The sequence below is a fragment of the Zavarzinella sp. genome (assembly GCA_041399155.1).
In the GTDB taxonomy this organism is placed as follows: Bacteria; Planctomycetota; Planctomycetia; order Gemmatales; family Gemmataceae; genus JAWKTI01.
On the sequence record JAWKTI010000004.1, the window covers coordinates 389,176 to 408,421 of the forward strand.

Below are 19,246 nucleotides of genomic sequence, written 5' to 3' on the forward strand. Positions count from 1 at the left end.
CAGAAAGGCGATACGTTGAGGTTTGGTACAGGCTCGATTTTGTCACAATCCTCTACACAATTCGTTTATCCTTCGCCCTTTCCTGATATTCTTTGAATCCCGTTTGGACAACCGGTTTAAAGATTACCACCAGGCACCACACACCCATGAGCGAAGATGCGAAAATTACCGCAACACCCAAGTAGCCTATGTAACGCTCAAACCCATCCCCAAACTGGTGGACGCGATTGTAAGCGATGATTCCCTGTGCAACATAAACCAGAATACCCATTACGGAGCCAACGATCGCCATGGGCAAATTACTGACAGCATGCATGCTCGAGGCACCCCATACCATCAGCGAAGCACAGATAAATACAAAGATGCCGAACAGCAACTTGGTTACCTGAGGCCGAAGAAAAGGTCTGATCGGATCCACTTCGGAAAAAACCACCGGAAATAGTGCCAGTACCATGATGATGACTGACAGCACCCCTGTGCCCAAGCCGATCCGCATCAGCCAGTTAGATGGCTTTACCGTCTGGCTCATGGCGGGGCCGATCTGGCTTTTCGCAAACTTATCGCGCAGACTGCCAAAGAAGAGATCGGGCTTTTCTTTTTCCCCCAGTTCTTCTTCTTTCAATGTGTAAGGATTGCTGTCTTCCTCGTCATCATCTGCCATCGCCATCACTGGTTCGGGCTTGGGTGCTTCTTTCTTAGGTGGAGGTGGTGGGGCAGAAGCTTTCTTCTCTGCCAGTGCTTTCGCAACAAATACCGCGTCGCACTTGGGACAGCGAACTTTTTTCCCTTCCGGTAGCGGCGTTGCCCGCTTCAATATCTCATCGCATTCGGGACATTGATATCGTGTCATTTCGTCCGCCAGGGGTAAAAACACACAAGATAAGTTTCGCAACGTGGGTAAAAAGCCAAAAATTCTACTTTCTACCCGCACCGATCAATGTACAGGAAAATTACAGTTTATTCCAGACGCTGATCGTGGCATCCTGACCCAGCACTTCCACATCCAGTTGTCGCAGGGCTTTCCATTCTGTTTTGCGGATTGCCGCCCGCAGTGGTTCCATTTCTGAAACCAGCAGCACTGCCCGACCGCCTATCTGCAGCACGCGATCCAGTTCACGCACCGTGCGCTGGTATAGTGGGCCAATTTCTTCCGGCGTGCTGACCTGTTTGCCGAATGGCATGTTACAGATAATCCGTTGAACACTATCGGTAGCCAATGGCAGCGTGCGTGCATCCCAGTTTGCCAATACTGCGGGGCCCACCTTCGCTAAATTGGAACGTGCGGCCCGCAGCATATTCATATCCAGATCGCCACCAATAGTTTCGATCCTTCCAGCACGCCGAAGTTTGCTCAGTTCAATCTGTTCTGCAAGAATGGTTGCCGCACCACACATGGGATCGAGTACATAATCGCCTGGGCCAGCACCCGCCAGACGAACCATTGCAGCAGCCACTGTGGGACGCAGCGATGCTTTCAAATGCTCCACTTTGTACGTCCGGTGACGCATCGTGCGGTCGGAAAGTCGCACTCCCGCAATGGCGGTGGGGCCACGAATAATCAACCACATCTCAACCCAGGCATCATCGTCACCCAGACGCCAGGTTTCTGGAATCTTTCGGCGCAAACCTTCCGCATACGCATCCTGAGCATCAATGCGGCGATAGCCGTGCGTGCCATCTTTCTGAGTAATCAACCGATAGGTGGGCTTCCGCTTTCCCTGTGGCCGCACCTGATGGTGGAAATGAAAAAGATCTTTCCAGTTGGCATCGCGGACGGTCCACTGGCGAATCTGGTTCAAATCCATGGCACGGTGCGTCAGCGAATCGGTACCCCAGGCGAAAAGATACAGATCTTCCACCGTACGCAGTTCCAACAGATCGGGCGTAATGGCATCCACACGGAATACCACGATGCCTCGCTCCGCTTTTTTCACCACCCCGCCTAAATCGCGGGTAATTTCATCGGCAGCAATTGGCTCCAGTCCAGGGTGCACCACGGCAAAACATGCGGGAACTTCTGCCTGAACTCTCTTAATCCGTGCCATGACTGCTCTTTCAATCTCGTTGGGAAGCGATACCACCAAATGAATAGTGTACCAATTCAACCCGCACGTGGGTGAAAAGATTCCTGTACAACCGCAGTTGTGCACCAATCCCACCTATAGTATATAGACGAACATAGTGGTATTTTGTTCCCTATAATTTGGAATATTTTTAAAAAAAGTTGTTAGTGCTTGCTAAATAAGAAGTTATGGCCGAGCAACTTTCAAGAAAACATCGAATTGATTGCTTCAAACAACTCCTCAAAGCGGGCGAGCGTGTCCTTATCGAACGTTTTGGGTGGGTTTGCGGCCAGATAATTCGCCAAAGAATAGGGATTGTATCCTTCCTGGCTTCGCAGCATTACGGAATTAGCAATCAGGTAGCGATTGAGGCGTTCGACGATGCGATCTCCCGCTGGCAGATCGTTTTCCTTCACCACTTTGGGCAGTTTGTTCGTAAATGTGGCATTGAATAGCTTCAGGTAAAAGCCCACCGAGAAGAGGTCTTCAATCCCAGATGCAGGTGGGGCATTTTCTGTTCCTTCACCGTCCGTGTCTACAGTGCGAAACTGCCCGTATTGCAGCACATGATTGGTTTTCATGAATTTTTCCACTAGCGGTTCGTGTGGTGGCACTTGATGATCGTGGGTGGCCTGCAGCACCACCACTTCGGGTGGGTGAGTGCCCAGCAGCGCCAGCACTGCTGCCACGCGATCCAGACCACCCACAGGAACGATGGTCAGATCGTCCCGCAGGCCGGTGCGACCTGCCTTCTCCAATATAGATGAGAATATCCTCAGAAAAACCAGGTCGGTGGGGCTATCTACAAGTAAGGTGGGTTCATTCTGGAACAGATTTTCTGCCACAGAATTGGCCAGTGCGGCACGAATCGGATAGAGCGTGCTGCTCGCCACATTGGAAAAGTCGGTGGTGATCACCGTGCCTTGTTCTGGCCGATCTTCCACCAGTCGTATCTGTTGCAGTCGATTGTTGGGCACCATGAATGGAGAGTGCGTGGTATAAACGATCTGATGCTTTTTTTCGGCCAGTGCGTCGATATACCGCAGAAAATCGGCTTGTGCCAGTACATGCAGGTTCAGGCCGGGTTCATCCAGCAGCAGCACCAGATCGTGGGAATTTCCCACCTGTCGCTTGATGGTATCGAACCACACAATGAAACTGAAAAACCAGATGAACCCACGGCTTCGCTGGTTGAATGGCACCGTCACGCGATGTCGCCTGCTTTTGATTCGAAGGTACAAGTTGGGCCCATCCTGGTAAGGTGGGGCCTCTTTGGGATCTTCCCGAATATCAAACTCGACTTCCAGCTCGCGATTTTGTGTCCAATACTCAAAAATTCGGTCGGTGATGGAATTCTGCAGCCCTTCCAACCGTGCTTTGATCTGCTCATATCCCTGGGGAGCAATTAATTCCTGTAACTGCACACCCGCCAGTTGCAGCAGGCTGAGCACAGTTTTGTCGGTTTCCGAAAGCAAATTTTCCTGCTGAGCACGCAGAGCCAGCGTCTTTAGGTTCACTTTGCCGGGCAGCAGGTAGTATTCATCGAAATAGAAGAATTTGGGCAGCCAATTCTGCAAAAACTGCTCCCACAGTTCGTGGGCCAGCAGGTTCTGCCAGTTTTTGTGGGCATCGGGCTGAAAGCGTCTGGTCAGGCTTTCGACAAATTCCTTCCCTTCCACATTCAAATCCCGCGCCCGCAGCAGGTCGAAGAGCCCACGAATGGAGGTCATAGCCAGTGCTTCCGCTTTGATCTCCCGTGGCAGGGAAACATCGTCCAGCAGGTGGCGAATATAGGGTCCTTCGTCAAATTTAATGCCAATGGTGAAATGATTCTTGTAGTGGTGGGTGGTTGTGACCTGCAGGGAATGAAACAGCCGCACCCCAAGATGGGAGGTGATGGCATCCAGTTCCGTTGCAGTCAATTCGTGCGTCAGCGTGACCACCGTGGCCGGATTCGCCTCATGACGATCGCGGTATTCGTTTACGGCAGCTCGAGGGTAATCGCGGTCGACATCAAACCCACCATTCTGTTCCACCGGGCGACTATGGTGGAGAGCTTGCAGGAAAGCGGTTTTGCCCGATTCATTCTGTCCCACCAGCACGGTAACTTTCGGATCAATCGAAACGGGGCTGCTGTGGTGAATCGAACGAAAATTTTCGACGACGGCACTGATCAACTTCATAGGAAACGGTACCTGTTGAGAATGGACATTTTGCAACTGAGTTAGGATACAATCCCACCCACGCTGTGGTGCTGGCAATTAGTTTACATGTGAGATGATTTCTAGGGTGCACGCACGATGCTTCCATTTGCGACCCACGTACGTCGGGAGTACAATAATGCAGAATGAAAGTCTGCAAAAAAATGCAATAGGTCGAGATTGTGCCCTACATTGAAGACATTACCGAACCACTGATTCACGTGCTGACGCACACAGGGGGCCTGCCGATTCATCAACTTGCCGGCCACATGGCTAATTTTGAATTCTGGGTGGGTGAAGTGAGACATGCCTTTGATGTGATTGATGGCTATCAGACAAGATTCAAGAAGATGACTCAAGCCGAAAAAGACAATGCTGGCCGTCGCATTCCACCGATTAGACGTGGGATAAAACATCTCGAATTGAACGATCTGCGCGTTCGCCTCGCGAATGCAATGTATCACATACTTCAACGCAGTTTCAAAGAAAAACTGATTACAGAACTACAGCTTCAACAAGCAGGAGACACTTTGGGACTTGATATCCGGGAGATCAAACGCAAAAGTCCATTGACATGAAGTTATGATGAGATGAGCCTCAACTGAAGCAACAAGTTTATCAAACAATAGAGGTAAAAATGAAAACTTGCTTCCTGCTTTTCTGCTTGATCTACTCAAGGTAATTACATTTCCTTAACTTCAAAGCCGCTAGCGATACCAGTAGTGAGCCGGCTGGCTGATTATCACACAATTCAGAATTCAAAAATTCATCCGTTGGTAAACAGCCTGATGTATGCTTCTTGCATTGGCGCATCATGTGTTGGTTTGACAGATGCCAAAGGACTCACAGTTCCCTAAATAGAAGACATTATCGAGCCACTGATTCACGTGCTTACACTTCAACCACCCAGAATTCAAAATTAGCCATGTGGCCACTAAGTTGATGAATCGACAGGCATGTCTTTGATGTGATTGTTGAAAATTCCATCATCAACACAAGTGTTATGTCGGAAAAGTAAACGGCAAAGATCACAAAAATGAATTGTCTGTACTATTTTGCTCAGTTTGAGGTCGAAGTAGTTGGGCTTTACCAGGTAAGTCTGTGTGGATTTTTTTCTGCATCTCGAATTTGCTCCACACTCATGAAGTAGTCTGAGAGTCCCGTGAACAAAACTAACGCCATAATGATTCCTAAAGGCAACATACACATGTGCATTACTGTCAGAACATAAAGTAATGGTACCACTTTTCGCCTGCCAAGAAGTCCAGCAATGCCGCCCACAACTCCAACCAATCCAAGTATGGAAAGAAATATCCCTATTTCAAAGTCGTCCTTCTCAGTTGGATTCAATATTGCGATGATTCCACCAATAAACAGGCAACTATCAACAAAAACAATTAAAAATAGTACCGCTCGTACATTGCGATAGGTTGAATAGTTCCCTGGTTGCAGAACATCTCTGGCTCTTACCAAGAGTACACCTCTTAAATTTAGGTAGTTGAATTAACACTGTATAAGGAAAACTGTTAGAAAAGGCCATCAAGGCTTTTGGATTACAGATCATAACTGGGAAAAGATACCTTAATTGTGGCGAACTAACACGAGAGAGTCCACTATTTTGGATGAGCAGGAATTATTCATAAGCTCCGCCACTGCTTCAAAGCTGGTTTTGCTATTCGTCTCAATTCAAAGTAGCGGATCTGGTGGAAACTTGTATCAGGATCGATCTGAAAAAAGTGACTGGAGTGGGTGTTTTCAGCAAATGTCGACCCACCAAGGATGATAGTGGCGACTACAATTTAATGGAACTTCTTGGAAATGAATTCGCCTGTCGAGCACCAGAAAGAAAATTCTTCACTGTTTTTTAATCTTTGTAGCCGATAAAATAATGAAGTGATTTTCACTTGTCCATCATTTCTTTCTTTTGTGAGACAAAACGAATGACCTCTCTTCCAATTCGTGGTCGTCGGGGCTTTACCCTGATTGAGTTGCTGGTGGTAATTGCGATTATCGCCATTTTAATTGGGCTGTTACTGCCAGCTGTGCAGAAGGTGCGGGAAGCGGCGAATCGCGCATCGTGTACCAATAATTTCAAACAGTGGGGGATTGCGATGCACGCCCACCACGATACGGTGGGTACCCTCCCATATGGTGCACGTAGTAACCCCCGCACCACCTGGGTGGTGCAGTTGTGGTCTTATGTGGAAATGGGCAATGTTGCCAATCAATACAACATCAACACCCACTTCTACGCTGCACCAAATACCATTACCAGCACCCACAACGGGCCGCAATCGGCCACTTCAAAGGTGTATTACTGCCCCAGCGACCGTGGGGGCCCAGCCTATGCCACTGGCGATATTTACTGGCGGGCACGTGGTAACTATGCAGTCAACTGGGGGCCGATTCGTCAACCCAGTGCCACACTGGCACCGTTTGCTGCACCATTCGGTTACCGGAATAACGCCAGCCGAGACCAACCATTGACTTCACGTTTTGCCGATATCACGGATGGCACGTCAAACACGTTGATGATGTCCGAACAGATTATGTTCAGTTCAGATAACAATGTTGACTGGCGTGGTGATATGTTGAACGATGATGACCAGTGCGGGCGATTCATGACGCTGGATCAGCCAAACAACGGGATCGACGAGATCCGGGCTCCGTATTGCACCAATATGCCTGCACAAGGCCTGCCCTGTACCACCAGCAATAATGGGAAAGTTTCTGCCCGCAGCCGCCATACCGGTGGGGTGAATGTGGCTCTGTGCGATGGGTCCGTACGATTTGTTCGCAACGGAATCACGCTGGCCGCCTGGCAGGCAGTCAGCACCATGAATGGTGGGGAAACACTGAATCTGGATTAAAACAACCTCATGAGTTTTTTTCTCATAATATTTATTTGAACCAGTATTCGGGTAGATTTGGCAGCGTCCCACGCAGAATTTCCAGAATTGCCGTTTTATCAGCTTTACTGAGGTGCTGGTACGCACGGTCAGAATCCTGGTCTGTCAGAATCTGATAGAGTCGCTTCAGCACATATTCCGCTATTGGTGCGGGTAACTTCTGAAAAGAATCGGAATAAATTAGGTAACTGCAGGGATATTTCAAGAGCCTGCGTTGCAGATCAAGCTGGTACAGCGATCGCCCTTCTTTGTCGTGCGGCCCACGTTTGGAAAAATCGTCTGCATATGTGGTGGTGCCCTTTATCGGATCGGTCAGCCGATATTCTTCCGAAAACAGCAGACATTCCAGCAAACTATCCCCCACCGACTTGATGCGGGATTTCGTCGAATCCAGCATCGTATCAGGAGGTTCTTTCAATGCTTTTAAAATTTCTGTTTGCTGATGGATCGCCAGCCGGGTTTCCAGCGTGGCACGGGCAATTCGGTTGTGCATACTCGTCTGGTGGGCCAACACCATCAGTACCACCAGATCACTGTGGGGGGTTAAGTACATCGCCGACGTAAAGCGCTTGGACAGGCTGGTCAGATTCTGAGCATCGTCAAACACCGGCTTTTCCTGCCGTGCTTCGTTGCTGGTGAATATCTGATTTCCAAGATGACGTTGATTTCCGTGGGTGCCAGTGACGTACCACCCACCAAAACGTTTGGAAAAATCGCTGGTCGCATCGGTGCGATACGAACCCGAGGCGAAATTGGGATCGCCACGTCGGTCTGGAAAGAGTGATCGCATCAAATGACCTGGTTTTCCGTACAACGCCGACGAGGAATGACAGATCGTGCAGGAATCTACTTCCCGCACAAACCTCGGTTTTTCGGATTGGCGTTGCTCCATGGAATAAAAAACAGTGCCTAATTCGGGATCGGCGGTCGAAATTTCCAGCACCTTGCCACGCCAGCAGAACCCCACGTACGTATCATCGTTGAAATAAATCGCCCGAGGGGTCTTCGGCGTAATGTAATTCCGCTGCAAACTGGTTTTGGAAAATACCAGCGTCTGAGAAGATTCTGGTATTTCCAGAGCAGCCAGCACACTTTTCAGCCAGCCATGGTCTTCCGTGTAGGCCAGCGAGATTTTTTTCTTGCGCAGACTTTCCTGCAGACGTTCGATGGCGTTATTGGGCTGCGATTTTGAGTAATAAATGGGGGCGTTTTCCAGTTCATCTGCCATGGCAGCCATTGAAAATATCAGGCAGACGGTGCTGAAAAGTGTTCGATGCATGGTTGGACCCCTAAATTGGACAATCTTGTCCACATTAGCAGTTTAGCTGAATCAAACCCTGGGGTCAAGTTCTTGATTTGCTGCTGCCTCTTTGACAAGACCGCAGAAGCAGTTCAGTGAATTACCTGTTTACTGGTTCCCTTTGGGCTGGTTTCGGGTGTAAAATGATTTCATGGCGAAATTCTTCACTCTTCTTCTGATCGTAGTTTGTACCAATGTTGTCGTCGCACCTGATGCGCTGGCACAGCAGCGAGCACCCACCCGCGAGCCTTTTGAAGATGCGGTTGATCGTGGCCTTGAATGGCTGTCGAAAAATCAATCGCAGGATGGTTCCTGGATGACTGGGCGGGCCTTTGGCAACATCAATCAGGGACGGGGGATTCGCGAACCAGCCGTGACCGCACTGGCAGTGATGGCATTTCTTTCCGCAGGACATGTGCCTGGTGAAGGGAAATATGCCGAAGTGATCGACAAAGGCATTCGCTATGTGACCAGCAGCCAGCATCGGAACGGCCTGTTTGCCGCCCAGCCCACCAGTCAGACGATTATGTACTCGCACGGAATCTGTACGCTAATGCTGGCAGAAGTGATCGGCATGATCAATTCGCGAGAAGTGGCCGATCGATACCGCGAACAACTGGTGGCAGCCATTAAGCTGATCCGTGCTGCCCAATGCACCAATGGGCTCGACAGTGGGGGTTGGCGATATCGGCTGCAGTCATTGGATTCCGATATCAGTGTCACAGGCTGGCAGGTGATGGCGTTGCGGGCCGCACGCAATGTGGGGTGCGACATCCCCACTGATACGATCGATGGTGCGGTGGAATATATCAAACGGTGCCACGACCCTCTATCAGGTGGGTATCGTTACATGCGGTCCGCTCAGGTGACAGTGCCGTGCACAGGCACCAGTGTGCTGGCACTGGAACTGTGTGGCAAAGAGTTTCACCTGTCTCTGGAAGCCCGCAGGGCAGGGTCGTACATTTTGCGGACAGAAAACCGCCTGACTCAGAATCGCCCCCACTTTTTTTATGGTATCTACTACACGTCGCAGGCCATGTTTCAACTGGGTGGTGGCTACTGGGCCAGTTATCGTAAAGTATTACACCAGTTACTCTTAAGCGATTTTTCACCTGCGGAAGGTGGTTACTGGACCAGCGACAGTTGGGATGACCGGATTTACGGAGTGAACTACTGCACCGCAATGGCAGTGTTAGCCCTGACAGTAGAGTACCGCTTTTTACCCATTTACCAGCGAAATGAAGAGCCCGAAACACCCGATGAGGATTAAATTTCTGTTTTTGTGCCCGTTTTCCTGTCCTATACTTCAGCCGGAGAACGAACGATGACAAATCAGGAATGGATGGATCTGCTCCGCAGTATCCCGGAAACCGAACATACGAAACTGGTTGTGGTGCTCAATACGGGTATCGAGTACACCATGGATACGTTATTTCGCCTGGAACCCAATTATCTGGTGATGCGCGGTCGACAAGCGGGCACCACCGATGAAGCCCGGGCGTTTTTCATCCCGTATTCTCATATGGTGCTGCTAAAACTCGAGAAGGAAATCACGCTCGAAGAGTTGACGAATATGATCGACAACGGCAAACCGTGGACAAACCCACGCATCTCGTCCCGCAGGTTGCCACGACCGGAAGTGATTCCCGCACCCGAACCGAAAGAAGCCCCTGTGGTTGACCCAGCGACCGCTTCGAAAATGCTGATCGACCGGATTCGTGCCGCTCGGGCAACAGGTGGGCACTCCCCAGCGGCAAACGGCCCTGCATCAGTGACCGCCAAAGATTAATTTTTGCTCATTTCTTAAATAGAATTCCAATATCGCCTGGCAAAAAGGCGGAAATCTGAACACATCACTCGACAATCCTGGATTTTGGCCTTATCCAGTTCAGATTGCAATGTTGCCTTGTTCCGCGGTGTTATTTCTTTTTGGGTTTCTCAGCAGACTGGAGCAATTCTTTTGCCAACCAGAGACGACGTTGCAGATCAGCCGTTTTCAGGGCGTTACGCAGTTCGCCGATTTCGCGACCATCAAGCAGATTGGGGTCGACAGGCTTTTTCTGGGTGTACTTTTCATACATTCCAGCCATCGTCCAGGTATCACTGCGCTGAGTGGCAAATGGTAAATCCGTATGGTCCAGCGATTTCAGATTTGCCAGCGGATTTCGGCCCCACGCATAGCGAAAGTACCGTGGTTCTGGCACCAAAGGGCTGGTGAGCACAATCATGCTGCGGTTTTGCTGGGCCTTGCCCTGGCTGTCTTTCTTAGTTAGCCATTCGGCTTTTGCTGGCTGAAATAAACCATCGGGACCAGCAATCGCAAAACCTTCAATTGCTCCATCGTTGAACGGCCCAGCAGGACTATCCAACTGCAAGCGCATTTCCCCAGGCTCCAGAAACATTTCCTTCAGCATGGGTGGGAGCCAGCGAATCTGCTTAGCCATGCCATACTGGGTGGCTAACGCCCAACGTGAAATCCTCTCTCCCACGGGAACTTTGATCTGGGGATGATACCACGACCGACGCTGGTCGAAGCTACTGGCAAAACCAATATTTTTGTCCCCAGCTTTGTACAACTCCAGAAAAGTCTGGTACTGCACCGCACGGATGAAGATTCCCTCATCAACCATTCTTTCCAGATAATCATCCTGATCCTGGGGATCGCCAGCAGTGCAGAGCGAAATAATTCCGAAGGGCAGCTGGGGGTCCTGGAATGCCGCACGCCAGGCATCAATCATTTTGGCAAATAACTGATGGTACATGACATGCCCATTGGGCTGAAGTGCGTTGTTATACCCCTGATGCCAGATCACCCCTTTTACCTGAAAACCTGCAATAGGTGCCAGCATACTGGCGTAACAGTTTCCTGGCCGATTCTGATCAAACGCAGGTCCTGGTTTCAGATCGGAGGGGGCAACGGAATTGGGTGGTAATTCCTTCCCCTGGGCCTTCAGGCGGGCTGCCCGGTCCTGAAAGTTCTTGATTCGCTGTTCCAGATCTTTCTGTGGGTCAAATGCTGCTACTTTGGCATCCCACTCTGCCAGTTTTGCCTTTACTTCCACGGTATCGACCGTTTTCAGCACTTCGGTGGGGATCCAGGTTTCTAAGGTGGTGCCCCCACGTGACACATCCACAATACCAATTGGAACCTGAGTCGCCAGGTGGATCCGTCTTGCGAAGACAAAACCAATCGCCGACATATCCCGTACGGTCTCTGGGGTGCAGAGATCCCAATATCCCTGGCGGTAATGCCGACTTGACCAATCGCTCCACTGATAGAGGATCGGGAACGATTTCTGAGGTTCGAAACCATTCAGGTGGGGCATTGTAAACAGCCGAATATTCTTGAAATTGGCAGATGCAATCTCCAGATCGCCATTATCGACCTTGGCAATTTCAAATTCCATGTTGCTCTGCCCGCTGAGCACCCAGATATCGCCAATCAGAATGTTATCCCGTTCGATTTTCTGCTTCTGGCCTTGCACCAGCAGCTTTGTGGGAGTACTGCTGGCCTGCATCGCGGGCAGTTCGACCTTCCAGGTGCGATCCGCTGCCGCAATGGCCGATTGAGTTTGTTCGCCAAAGGTAACTGAAACTTTTTCACCCGCTTCGGCCCAGCCCCAGATTCGGATTGGCTTTTCCCGCTGGATGACCATCCCGGATTGAAACATGTTGTGCAGGATCAGCCCTTCTGCCTGGGCGGGAATATCCACCCGATCCTTCCCACGTTCCAATTTTTCCTGGGCAGACAGAAACGAACCAAGCGAAGCCCACAGAACCACCAGAAAGATGTTATTTTTCACTGTTTTTTTCCAAAATGGGATCAGTAGCACCTGCTTTTTGTTTACATAACTGTTTGAGTGGGACAACTGAACGTTGAAATTGGGTCGAATAGACGGCACCTTCACCGGTGGGGTCCAAAAAAGTATTTATTTTTTGGCGAGGTAGTCTATCATTGGATAAGAAGGCCCCACAATAGATGAAAACTCTCTCATGCTTGATGATTATCTGGGCAAAAAGGTCATTATCGATTTTCAAAGTCCGTACGTGTGTCTGGGCACGCTGGTGAAGTACGATGCGGAATTCTTTGAAGTGAAAAACGCCGATTTCCACGATTTGCGGGATACCGATACCTCGCGGGAGAACTACATCGCCTCATCACTGGTGACGGGAATCAAACGGAACCGTCGCAAAGTACTTGTTTTCCGTTCCGACGTGGTGGCGATTACGTTGTTTGAATCGTTTGCCGATATCTGAGTCCTGGATGATACGAACCAGGTAATTTCCCACCTCAGAATCAAAGTTTTTTTCAAAATTTTTGAAACAATTTGGGATTCATAGCGTATATTAATATACAGTATCACGATTCCGGGATAGTCACCTGGGGTGATGCTGTCAGTTCCATAATCGCTGGTGTGGATTTTTCTACCACCAGCAACGCATTTCCGTTACACTTCACGGATTGTTTAGGAATCTGTTACAACATAGGAGCGACCGATGAAAAACCTCTCTCGTCGACAAGTACTGCATGCCACAAGTGGCCTGGCAGCGATTGGTTTATTTCCCCACGTGGGCTTTACGGAAGAAAAACCATTACCCCCTGTTCGCCTGGGCTTTATTGGTGTGGGCACGATGGGCCGTGGCCACCTGGGTGGTTTTCTGGGGATGAACGATGTGCACGTTGTGGCGGTGTGTGATGTGGTGAAGGAACGCCGCGATGATGCCCAGAAGCGGGTGCTTGATCGCTACAAAGCAGCAAAGAAAGGCACTCCACCAGAATGTGCCTCGGAAAGCGATTTTCGCAAAATCCTGGATCGCAAAGATATCGATGCGGTGGTGATCGCCACACCAGATCACTGGCATGCCATACCAGCGATTCTGGCAGCACGGGCGGGCAAAGATATCTATTGCGAGAAACCGCTGACCCACAATATTGCTGAAGGGCGGGCGATTGTCAACGCCGTCAAGAAAGCTGATGTGATTTTTCAAACGGGCAGCCAGCAACGCAGTGAGTTCGGCAATCGCTTTCGACGTGCGGTGGAGTACGTTCGTAATGGTCGCATCGGCAAGTTGAAACGAGTAGAAATTGGCGTGGGCGGTCCGGCAGTGCCATGCACTTTACCCACGCAGGAAATTCCGGAAGGCACCGATTGGGATACCTGGGTGGGGCCTGCAGCGATGCGGGGATACAACGAAATTCTCTGCCCGAAGGGGATTCACAAGCACTTCCCCGCCTGGAGAAACTACCAGGAGTTTGCTGGGGGTGGCCTGGCCGATATGGGGGCGCACCATTTTGATATTGCCCAGTGGGCAATGGGGATGGATGAATCTGGCCCGGTAGAAATTATCCCGCCAGAGAAAGGAACCAGCGGCTTGAAGTTTATCTACGCCAGTGGCGTGGAAATGGTCCACGGTGCCCAGGCAGATTGTGTCTTCATCGGCACCACGGGCACCATTCGCGTCTCGCGTGGCAAAATCGAAAGTGATCCGAAAGAAATTGTGGAAACACCCACGGGTGAGAAAGAGTGGCACGTCTATCCTTCAAATAACCACAAACGAAACTGGATTGAATGCATTCGATCCCGCAAGCAGCCGATCTGCACCGCGGAAACGGGGCATCGCTCGGCAACCATCTGCCACCTGGGCAACATTGGCTATCGCCTGCACAAACGCCTGAAGTGGGACCCCGTCAAGGAACAGTTTGATGATGCGGAAGCGAATAAGTTAACCAGTCGCGAAGTTCGAGCCAAGTGGGCAATCATTTAATCTCGGAGAAAAGTACTTACCCTGAAATCTCGCTACTCTTGGCACAATTCAAAAGTCAGCAAACCATCTTTTCAACGTTTCTTGCAGCCTCATTCTGATTTTCTGCTTGTCATCTGAATATGGATCGTGTAAAGATGGAGTATGGGTAAGATGTTGCCTGGCCTGGGACAATTTGTCCTGGGACAACGACCCACTTTATCTTGGGTATTACCTCTCACAGCAAGGAGTAAGCAGATGGCAGCAAAATTTGAAGTGAAGAAAAGTAAGAATGGCCAGTTTTTCTTCAATCTGAAGGCAGCAAATGGCCAGGTGATTTTCACCAGCGAATCATACGAAGCACGTGCTGGTGCTACCAAAGGAATTAATTCCGTGAAGACCAATTCAAAGAAGGACACCCGCTTTGAACGGAAAGAATCGAAGAAAGGGGAGCCTTACTTTGTGCTGACTGCCACCAATGGAGAAATCCTGGGTCGCAGTGAGATGTACAAATCCAAGTCTTCGATGGAGAAAGGGATTGCTTCGGTGATGACAAACGCACCCGATGCCCGTGTGGACGACCTGACCCAGGAATAATTCTGGTCAGACGGTTGGGTCAGCCACTGTGGGCGGGAGACTCTTCCTGCGACGGAACCGTTCCTGGATGCTGTCCAGCAGCGAATAGGTGACAGGTGTTGCCAGCAACGCCAGGAACAGACTGAGGATCTGCCCGCCGATAATTACTTTGGCCATACTGGCACGTGCCCCCGCACCTGGTCCCTGTCCCAGTGCCAGTGGGATCATTGCTGCCACCAGCATGAATGTGGTCATCAGAATTGGCCGCAGTCGCACATGGTTTGCTTCCAGGATGGCGGCGTTCTTTTCCATGCCTGCCCGCCGCAGTTCCAGGGTTTTATCCACCTGCAGAATGCCGTTCTTTTTCACAATACCGATCAGCATGAACAAGCCAAACATGGAGTACAAGTCCATTGGTTCGCGGAAAATAAAGAGCGAAAGCAAACCGAAAGGGATGGTCACAGGCAGTGCTGCCAGAATACTGACTGGGTACAACCAACTCTCAAATTGTGCGGCTAATACCAGATACATGAAGGTGATGCTCAATAATAGAGCAATCATAAAGTAATATCCGGTTTCACCAAGCATCTTTGCCTGACCACTGAAATTGATTTCATAGCCAGGGGGTAAATTCATTTCCTGAGCAAACTTCTGGGCAGCCTGCATTGCATCGTTCAGCGAAATTTCCTCAGGTGCGCCCAGGATGGTTACTGTGCGTTGCCGATCGAGTCTATCAATCTGGCTGGGCCCACGTTCTTCGTTGAAGTTGGCAAAGCTACTCATCTGCACACTGCCTGCCGTGGGTGATTGCAACGTAATATTGCCCAGCGATTGTGGGTTCACGCGGAAGTTTTTATCTGCCCGCAACCAGACATCGTATTGTTCCGTATCTTCCTTGTAACGGGAAACAATCTGCCCACCGACCAGTACATTCATGGAGTTGGCAATCGTTTCTACTGGAATGCCCAGGTCGCTGGCACGATCGCGATTGATTTCTACCTGAACTTCCGGTTTGCGTAATGATAAAGTGGAATCAATATCCTTCAACCCACCGAGAGTGCGAAGTTTTTCCATCATCGTCGCAGAATACTCTTCCAGCTTTTTCAAATCAGGCCCTTGAATATTCAGCTGAAAAACACGGCTGTCACCGTCTGGGCCGCCACCAATGACCGCGACGTCCATCACTGCCAGACGTAGTTCGGGATACTCTTCTGCAATTCGGCGGGCACGGAACATAATGTCGAACTGGCTGTATTTGCGATGCTCCAGGTCTTTCATTCGAAAATAGATCGACCCACGCGTCACATCGCCCTGGCCCTTTGCTTCGGTATTTCGCCCAATCGTGGTAAAGCGGTGGTTCACACCAGGCAATTTTCCAATGCGGTTTTCAATTTCATTAATGACGTTCTTGGTGCGTTCCAGCGTATACCCTTCCGGTGTGATAAAGCTGATCTGAAATTCCGATTGATCATCGCGTGGCACAAAGTTAAATCCAATCGCCATCGCAATTGGTCCGGTGGAACAGAAAATCAGGAAACAGAAAAACAACGTCAGAATACGGTGCCGCAACGACCACCGTAACATCCGGCCAAAGGCATTGTCAGTGAAGCGGTAAATCACCCCATCTTTCGTGCTTTTTTCACCTGGTTTTTTCTGTTCCAGCTTCAGGAAGCGGGAACAGAGCATCGGGGTTAATGTGAACGAAACGAACAGGCTCATGACAATGGCAAAGGCAACGGTTAAGCCAAAACTACTGAAGAAGCGCCCCACCATACCACCCATGAAGGCAACAGGCAGAAAAATGACCAGTAGCGATATACTGGTGGCAAGCACCGCAAGGGCAATTTCCTGCGTTCCTTTGCGGGAAGCGGTCATCGCATCCAGGCCATGTTCTTCCATGTGGCGGAAAATGTTCTCGTGCACCACCACCGCATCGTCAATCACAATCCCAATCGCCAGAATCAGTGCCAGCATGGTAATGTTGTTCAACGTAAAGTCCATGTAATTCATAAACAGAAAAGTGGGGATAATTGAAGTGGGTATTGCCATCGTGGCAATAAAGGTGGTACGCCAATCCCGAATAAAGAGCAGGATGGTGCCTGCCACCAGAAACGCTGCCAGAATAATGTGGAATTTTACTTCCCGCATCGAATCGCGAATAAAGCGAGATTGATCCTGGGTGGTTTCAATCGTAATATCCGGCGGCAGTGTTTTCTTGATTTTTTCGAGCTTTTCCTGCACCGCATCGGAAATTTCTACCGTGTTAGCACCGGATTGCTTCTGAATGTACAAACTGACGCTTTTGTTCCCGTCCAGGCTGCTTTCGCCCCGAGGCTCTTCGATGGAATCATCCACCCGACCAATATCTTTCAGTCGAATGGGGATGCCTTTGCGGTTAGCAATAATGAGTTCGTTGAACTCTTTCGGGTTGGCAATCAGTCCCAGGGTGCGGAGCACTAGTTCCCGCTGTCCCTGGTCGACGATCCCACCTGGGATCTCCACGTTCTGGCGTTTCAGGGCGAGTTGCACTTCATCAATGGACAGGCCGTGGGCGGACATTAATTCGACATCCACATACACATTGATGGCACGATTCCGACCACCGGAAATGAAAACTGCCCCCACGCCCGAAATGGTTTGTAGTGGTTCCTGAATCTTGCGTTTGGCAATTTCGGTAATGTCTTTTACATCGCGCTTACCAGAAACGGCCAGCGTAATAATGGGCGCAGCATCCAGGTCGAATTTATTGACAATGGGCGTTTCAATTCCTTCCGGAAGTTGTCGCACAATCGCCGTCACTTTGTCCCGCACTTCCTGGGCAGCCACGTCGCCATCTTTTTCCAGTTTAAATTGCACAATTACCTGGGTGGAACCCTCGCGGGTGGTGGAACGCAATTCATCCACACCGGAAATCGAATTGACTGCTTCCTCAATCGGTTTCGTGACACTGGTTTCCATTGCTTCGGTATTCATGCCATTCAGGTTGGCTGTCACCGAAACAACCGGAAAGTCGACTTTGGGAAAAAGATCGACACCCAGTTCGAAGTAGGAAACAATCCCCAGCACAACGGGAACTGCTGCCAGTACCCATGTAAAGACCGGTCTGCGAATACAGATATCCGAGATAGTCATTATTTTTCTCCTCGGATCTGCACTGGCATACCTTCACTGAGCAACGCATGGCCGCTGGTAATCAGTTGGGCAGTTTTGGGCAGTTTGGGCTCCACAATTTCTACCCAGTCGCGGGTCTGAATACCTAGTTCAACATCGTAGACTTTGACTTTCCCCTGTTCGATGACAAAAACGCGGTTTTTACCTAAGAAGGTATAAATTGCTGTCAGTGGGACAGTGCAGGCATTGTTGTCCACCCGTGTCAGCACCTTAGCCCTGGCAAAACTACCCGGCTTCAGGGTGCGGGTGGGGTTGGGAATATCTACCTCCACTTCCACGGTGCGGGATTCCACATTGACACTTGGGTTGATCCGCCTGACTACCCCTTCCACAGGTTCTTTTTGGGAGGCGATCTCGACCAGCACTTTCTGGCCAGGCTGAATATCCAGCATGTACCGTTCTGGGACAGCCAGTTTCAGCTTAATCACCTGAGTGATCATTAATTCGTAAACTTCAGTGCCAGGTCGAAGCAGCATCCCTTCCGAAACGTGCCTTTTCGTAATTTCAAACTGAACTTCCCCCGCCACACCAGGCATGGTGCGTTGGAAATCGGGAGTCATAATATGAGTATCTTTTAATTTCTTGCGGGACAATTCCAATGTCGCCGCTTTCATTTTTGCCATCGCCAGAATCGAATTCGCCTGCAGAATCTGGTTGGCATATTCCGAAGTGGAAAGTTCATAATCGTTTTTCGCGTTGGTGCGTTCATCAATCGAAAATGCGTCCGGGGTGCTCGAATACCGCACCGTTTTTTGCTTGGCGTGCTCCATTTTCAGACGAGCGTGGTTGACCATTGGCACATCCAGCACCTGAAATCGTGGCAATTGTTCTTCCGAAATGCCAATTTTGGAAAGTTCTGCCACTAACGCACTTTGATCCTGATTGACTGCCAACTGATAATCGGTGGGGTCGATCTGCAACAACATGTGCTGTGGGCCAACCTGATCGGCAACATCGGCATACAGTTGCTGGACTTTGCCTTCCACCTGCGAACTGATTTTGAACACTTCGAATGGATGCAGCGAGCCAATCGCTTCAATACTTCGCTGCACCGGACGATACTGCACCGCATCGACAGTCACCATCGTACTTTCCCGCGGTGGCAGGTCCATGGGTGGGAGTTCTTCCCGTGTGTCTTTGGTCAAGCCTCCATTCAGCACGGCATAGCCCGCGGCACCTACAATCAGGGCCAGCACGACCCACTTTAAGTAACGCAGGCGGGACGGGGGTTCCACATGGGGCGGTTGTTCTGAAACCAAGATGGGTGTTTGATTCATCATCATC

General features: G+C 50.1%; 15 protein-coding genes. 7 read left to right on the forward strand and 8 right to left on the reverse strand.

Annotated elements, in window-relative coordinates; genetic code table 11:
• Positions 1-52 precede the first annotated feature (52 nt).
• The 3 genes from R3B84_19380 to R3B84_19390 form a co-directional block, all read right to left on the reverse strand.
• Entirely contained in the window at positions 53-850 is a 798-nt protein-coding gene (locus R3B84_19380; protein MEZ6142729.1) for a hypothetical protein, read from the reverse strand.
• A gap of 100 nt (positions 851-950) precedes the next feature.
• Positions 951-2,045: a methyltransferase domain-containing protein gene (locus R3B84_19385; GenBank protein MEZ6142730.1), complete on the reverse strand. Its 1,095-nt coding sequence runs from the start codon at positions 2,043-2,045 to the stop codon at positions 951-953.
• Positions 2,046-2,266: 221 nt separating this feature from the next.
• On the reverse strand, positions 2,267-4,246 hold the full coding sequence (locus tag R3B84_19390; protein ID MEZ6142731.1) for an AAA family ATPase: 1,980 nt from the start codon (positions 4,244-4,246) through the stop codon (positions 2,267-2,269).
• A 200-nt stretch (positions 4,247-4,446) separates the two neighbouring features.
• On the opposite strand from R3B84_19390, the gene R3B84_19395 reads away from it, so the two are divergent.
• Positions 4,447-4,842: a hypothetical protein gene (locus R3B84_19395; GenBank protein ID MEZ6142732.1), complete on the forward strand. Its 396-nt coding sequence runs from the start codon at positions 4,447-4,449 to the stop codon at positions 4,840-4,842.
• Between the two features lie 508 nt (positions 4,843-5,350).
• On the opposite strand, the gene R3B84_19400 is transcribed toward R3B84_19395, so the two are convergent.
• Positions 5,351-5,737: a hypothetical protein gene (locus R3B84_19400; protein MEZ6142733.1), complete on the reverse strand. Its 387-nt coding sequence runs from the start codon at positions 5,735-5,737 to the stop codon at positions 5,351-5,353.
• A 467-nt stretch (positions 5,738-6,204) separates the two neighbouring features.
• On the opposite strand from R3B84_19400, the gene R3B84_19405 reads away from it, so the two are divergent.
• On the forward strand, positions 6,205-7,134 hold the full coding sequence (locus R3B84_19405; protein MEZ6142734.1) for a DUF1559 domain-containing protein: 930 nt from the start codon (positions 6,205-6,207) through the stop codon (positions 7,132-7,134).
• Positions 7,135-7,165: 31 nt separating this feature from the next.
• On the opposite strand, the gene R3B84_19410 is transcribed toward R3B84_19405, so the two are convergent.
• Positions 7,166-8,452 (reverse strand): hypothetical protein, encoded by a 1,287-nt coding sequence (locus tag R3B84_19410; protein ID MEZ6142735.1) that lies wholly within the window; start codon positions 8,450-8,452, stop codon positions 7,166-7,168.
• Between the two features lie 172 nt (positions 8,453-8,624).
• Here R3B84_19410 and R3B84_19415 point away from each other — a divergent pair, with 172 nt between their 5' ends.
• Both R3B84_19415 and R3B84_19420 read left to right on the forward strand, forming a co-directional pair.
• The gene (locus tag R3B84_19415; GenBank protein ID MEZ6142736.1) at positions 8,625-9,743 is read left to right on the forward strand and encodes a prenyltransferase/squalene oxidase repeat-containing protein; all 1,119 of its coding nucleotides are present in this window, start codon (positions 8,625-8,627) and stop codon (positions 9,741-9,743) included.
• A 54-nt stretch (positions 9,744-9,797) separates the two neighbouring features.
• A complete protein-coding gene (locus tag R3B84_19420) occupies positions 9,798-10,262 on the forward strand; it encodes a hypothetical protein (GenBank protein ID MEZ6142737.1) in 465 nt (154 codons plus the stop codon).
• Positions 10,263-10,392: 130 nt separating this feature from the next.
• On the opposite strand, the gene R3B84_19425 is transcribed toward R3B84_19420, so the two are convergent.
• On the reverse strand, positions 10,393-12,276 hold the full coding sequence (locus R3B84_19425; GenBank protein MEZ6142738.1) for a sialate O-acetylesterase: 1,884 nt from the start codon (positions 12,274-12,276) through the stop codon (positions 10,393-10,395).
• Between the two features lie 190 nt (positions 12,277-12,466).
• On the opposite strand from R3B84_19425, the gene R3B84_19430 reads away from it, so the two are divergent.
• From R3B84_19430 to R3B84_19440, 3 genes are all read left to right on the forward strand, one after another.
• Positions 12,467-12,730, forward strand: coding sequence for a hypothetical protein (locus R3B84_19430; protein ID MEZ6142739.1), 264 nt, complete (start codon positions 12,467-12,469; stop codon positions 12,728-12,730).
• A 240-nt stretch (positions 12,731-12,970) separates the two neighbouring features.
• Positions 12,971-14,239 (forward strand): Gfo/Idh/MocA family oxidoreductase, encoded by a 1,269-nt coding sequence (locus R3B84_19435; GenBank protein ID MEZ6142740.1) that lies wholly within the window; start codon positions 12,971-12,973, stop codon positions 14,237-14,239.
• Positions 14,240-14,473: 234 nt separating this feature from the next.
• The gene (locus R3B84_19440; GenBank protein ID MEZ6142741.1) at positions 14,474-14,812 is read left to right on the forward strand and encodes a YegP family protein; all 339 of its coding nucleotides are present in this window, start codon (positions 14,474-14,476) and stop codon (positions 14,810-14,812) included.
• A 6-nt stretch (positions 14,813-14,818) separates the two neighbouring features.
• On the opposite strand, the gene R3B84_19445 is transcribed toward R3B84_19440, so the two are convergent.
• Together R3B84_19445 and R3B84_19450 are read right to left on the reverse strand one after the other, a co-directional pair.
• Positions 14,819-17,923, reverse strand: a complete 3,105-nt coding sequence (locus tag R3B84_19445) for an efflux RND transporter permease subunit (protein ID MEZ6142742.1) — start codon at positions 17,921-17,923, stop codon at positions 14,819-14,821.
• The gene (locus R3B84_19450; protein MEZ6142743.1) at positions 17,923-19,245 is read right to left on the reverse strand and encodes an efflux RND transporter periplasmic adaptor subunit; all 1,323 of its coding nucleotides are present in this window, start codon (positions 19,243-19,245) and stop codon (positions 17,923-17,925) included. The genes R3B84_19445 and R3B84_19450 overlap by 1 nt, the downstream gene beginning before the upstream one ends.
• Between the last annotated feature and the right edge of the window lies 1 nt (position 19,246).

Coding starts and splice junctions, on each gene's coding strand:
- R3B84_19380 (MEZ6142729.1), bottom strand. CDS start 850: ATGACACGATATCAATGTCCCGAATGCGATGAGATATTGAAGCGGGCA.
- R3B84_19385 (MEZ6142730.1), bottom strand. CDS start 2,045: ATGGCACGGATTAAGAGAGTTCAGGCAGAAGTTCCCGCATGTTTTGCC.
- R3B84_19390 (MEZ6142731.1), bottom strand. CDS start 4,246: ATGAAGTTGATCAGTGCCGTCGTCGAAAATTTTCGTTCGATTCACCAC.
- R3B84_19405 (MEZ6142734.1), top strand. CDS start 6,205: ATGACCTCTCTTCCAATTCGTGGTCGTCGGGGCTTTACCCTGATTGAG.
- R3B84_19410 (MEZ6142735.1), bottom strand. CDS start 8,452: ATGCATCGAACACTTTTCAGCACCGTCTGCCTGATATTTTCAATGGCT.
- R3B84_19415 (MEZ6142736.1), top strand. CDS start 8,625: ATGGCGAAATTCTTCACTCTTCTTCTGATCGTAGTTTGTACCAATGTT.
- R3B84_19420 (MEZ6142737.1), top strand. CDS start 9,798: ATGACAAATCAGGAATGGATGGATCTGCTCCGCAGTATCCCGGAAACC.
- R3B84_19430 (MEZ6142739.1), top strand. CDS start 12,467: ATGCTTGATGATTATCTGGGCAAAAAGGTCATTATCGATTTTCAAAGT.
- R3B84_19435 (MEZ6142740.1), top strand. CDS start 12,971: ATGAAAAACCTCTCTCGTCGACAAGTACTGCATGCCACAAGTGGCCTG.
- R3B84_19440 (MEZ6142741.1), top strand. CDS start 14,474: ATGGCAGCAAAATTTGAAGTGAAGAAAAGTAAGAATGGCCAGTTTTTC.
- R3B84_19445 (MEZ6142742.1), bottom strand. CDS start 17,923: ATGACTATCTCGGATATCTGTATTCGCAGACCGGTCTTTACATGGGTA.
- R3B84_19450 (MEZ6142743.1), bottom strand. CDS start 19,245: ATGATGATGAATCAAACACCCATCTTGGTTTCAGAACAACCGCCCCAT.